Here is a 3167-nt window from a genome sequence, read left to right as displayed (position 1 = left end):
TCGGTGTGCATGTCGGTGAATGTCGGTGAGCAGGTTGGTCAGCGCGCTGCGGGAGACGACGACGCCCTTGGGGCGGCCGGTGGATCCGGAGGTGTAGAGCACGTACGCGGCCGTGTTCCCGGTGGTCGGGGAGGTGGGCGGCAGTGGTGTGGTGGAGCGCCGGTTGTTCAGGGAGGTGAAGAGTGTCTGGTCCAGGACCAGGACGGGGTCGGTTTCGGCCTGCATGAAGGCGATGCGGTCGGTGGGGAAGTCCAGGTCGATGGGCAGGTAGGCGGCGCCGGTCTTGAGGACGGCGAGGAGTGCGACCACGAGTTCGGTGGAGCGGGGCAGTGCCACCGCGACGAACTTCTCCGGTCCGGCCCCGTTCTCCACCAGGACCCGGGCCAGGCGATCGGCCCACACATCCAACTCCTGGTAGGACAGACGGGTTTCCTCGAACACCAACGCCACGGCATCCGGACTCGCGGCTACTTGGGCCTCGAACAGCCCCATCACATCGGCATCAGCGGTACCGGCTGCCGGAGCGACTCCCGTTCCCCACTCCTCGATGACCCGGACCCGCTCGGCCTCGTCCAGCATGTCGATCTGCGACACCTGCGTGTCCGGCGCGGCGACGGCCGCGTCCAGCACGCGTACGAACCGCTCGCACAACACCTCGGCGGTCCGCGCATCGAACAGATCAGCACTGAACTCCAGGACCGCGCGCATCCCGCCCGCTTCGGCCTGGTCGGCAGCGTGCAGCTCCTGGACCGCCAGGAGCAGATCGAACTTCGCCACCGCGCTGTCGGCGTTCATGGCGCTCACGCGCAGACCTGCGAACTGGCCGTCCCCGGTCGTCGCGGTCGGGTCGACGTTCTGCAGGGAGAGCATGGTCTGGAAGAGGGGGTGGCGTGCGGTGGAGCGTTCGGGGTTGAGGATTTCGACGAGTCGTTCGAAGGGGACGTCCTGGTTGCTGTAGGCGGCGAGGTCGGTCTGGCGGACCCGTCTCAGCAGCTCGGTGAAGGTGGGGTTGCCGGTGAGGTCGGTGCGTAGGACGAGGGTGTTGACGAAGAAGCCGACGAGGTCTTCGACGGCGTCGTCGGTGCGTCCGGCGATGGGTGAGCCGACGGGGATGTCGGTGCCTGCGCCGTGGCGGTTGAGGTCGGTGCGTCCGGCGATGGGTGAGCCGACGGGGATGTCGGTGCCTGCGCCGTGGCGGTTGAGGAGGACGCCGAGTGCGGCTTGCAGGACCATGAAGACGCTGGCCTGCTGTTCGCGGGCCAGGCGATTGATGCCCGCGTGGAGTTCCTGCGGGATCTGGAACTCGACGGTGCCGCCCCGGTGCGTGGGAGTGGTGGGCCGGAGTCGGTCGGCGGGCAGTTCGAGCTCGGCCGGCAGATCAGCCAGGACCTGCTGCCAGTGAGCGAGTTGCTGGGCGATGGGGCTGGTGGGGTCGGTCTCTGAGCCGAGGATGTCGCGCTGCCAGAGGGTGAAGTCGGCGTACTGGACCGGCAGTGGGGCCCAGTTGGGTGTGTTGCCTGAGGCGCGGGCGGTATAGGCGGTGGTGAGGTCGCGGGCCAGCGGGGACAGCGACCAGCCGTCCGCGGCGATGTGATGGACGAGGATCAGCAGCACGTGCTCATCGGGCGAGAGCGCGAACAAGGTCGCACGCAGGGGGACCTCTGCCGTCAGGTCGAACCCGTGGCGTGCGGCGGTGACGAGGTCGTCATCGAGCTGGGCGGCGGAGGTCGGTACGACGGTGAAGGCCGGCCGCGCCGACTCTCCGTCGAGGATGACCTGGTAGGCGCCCCGGTCGCTGCCGGCGAAGACGGTGCGCAGGGATTCGTGGCGTTCCACGACGTCGGCCAGCGCTGCTTCGAGGGCTGCCGTGTCCAGGTTTCCGGTCAGACGCAGGGCGACCGGGATGTTGTAGAGCGAGCTGCCGGGCTCGTACTGGTGCAGGAACCAGAGTCGCTGCTGGGCGAACGACATCGGGATCTGATCGGGTCGGGGCCCGGCGGTGACGGCGGTGCGGGCCGTGGAAGCGCTGGTGAGTGCTTCGGCTATGCCGAGGACGGTGGGGGTTTCGAAGAGCTGGCGGACGGAGAGTTCGGCGTCGAGTGCGGTGCGGATGCGGGAGACGAGGCGGGTGGCGAGGAGCGAGTGTCCGCCGAGGTCGAAGAAGCTGTCGTCGATCCCGACCCGTTCCAGGCCGAGGATGTCGGCGAACAGGCCGCAGAGGATCTCTTCCTGGGGAGTGCGGGGGGCGCGGCTCTGCGCAGTGCCGGTGAATTCGGGTTCCGGCAGGGCCTTGCGGTCGAGTTTGCCGTTGGCGGTGAGGGGCAGTGCGTCGAGGGTGACGAAGGCGGCCGGGACCATGTAGTCGGGTACGGCTTGGGCCAGTTGGGCACGGATCGCAGCTGTATCCGGGGTGCCGGTGAGGTAGGCGATGAGGCGGTCGTCGCGGACGATGACGGCTGCTTGGGCGACGCCGGTCAGGGTCGTGAGGACGGTTTCGATTTCGCCGAGTTCGATGCGGTGTCCGCGGATCTTGACTTGGTCGTCGGCGCGGCGGAGGTATTGGAGGTCGCCGTTTTCGGTCCAGCGGACGATGTCGCCGGTGCGGTACATCCGTGTTCCGGCGGGGCCGTAGGGGTCGGCGACGAAGCGCTCGGCGGTGAGGCCTGCGCGCTTGAGGTAGCCGCGGGCGACTCCGGTGCCGGCGATGTAGAGCTCGCCGGGGACCCCGGCGGGTACCGGGCCGAGGTGGTCGTCGAGGACGTACACCTGGGTGTTGGAGAGCGGGCGGCCGATGATGGGTGTGCTCTGGGCGGTGACGGGGGCGGTGGTGGACCAGATGGTGGTTTCGGTGGGTCCGTAGACGTTGAGGACCGATGCGGCTGCGGAGGTGAGTTGTGTGGCGAGGTTGGTGGGCAGGGCTTCGCCGCCGACCAGTACTCGTACTCCGCGTAGTGATTCGCCGGCGTCGGGTGTGACGGCTCGCCAGAGGCTGGGGGTCGCCTGCATGACGGTGACCCGTTCCTGGTCCAGGGTCTGTCGGAGTGTGGCGGGGTCGTGGACGAGGCCGGGGGGTGCCAGGACGACGGTGGCGCCGGTGGTGAGGGGGGCGAAGAGTTCGAGTCCGGCGATGTCGAAGCCGACCGTGGTGACGGCGAGGAGTCGGTCGT

1 protein-coding gene is annotated in these 3167 nt (G+C 68.8%); it reads right to left on the bottom strand.

From position 1 onward, the window contains the following. On the bottom strand, positions 1-3167 hold a 3167-nt coding region (locus JGS39_RS39125; protein WP_219574524.1), incomplete at both ends, for a condensation domain-containing protein.

The organism is Streptomyces poriferorum, assembly GCF_019399235.1.
Taxonomy (GTDB): Bacteria; Actinomycetota; Actinomycetes; order Streptomycetales; family Streptomycetaceae; genus Streptomyces; species Streptomyces poriferorum.
Note: the sequence above shows the minus strand (reverse complement) of the source record. Positions and strands in the feature narration are given on the sequence as shown.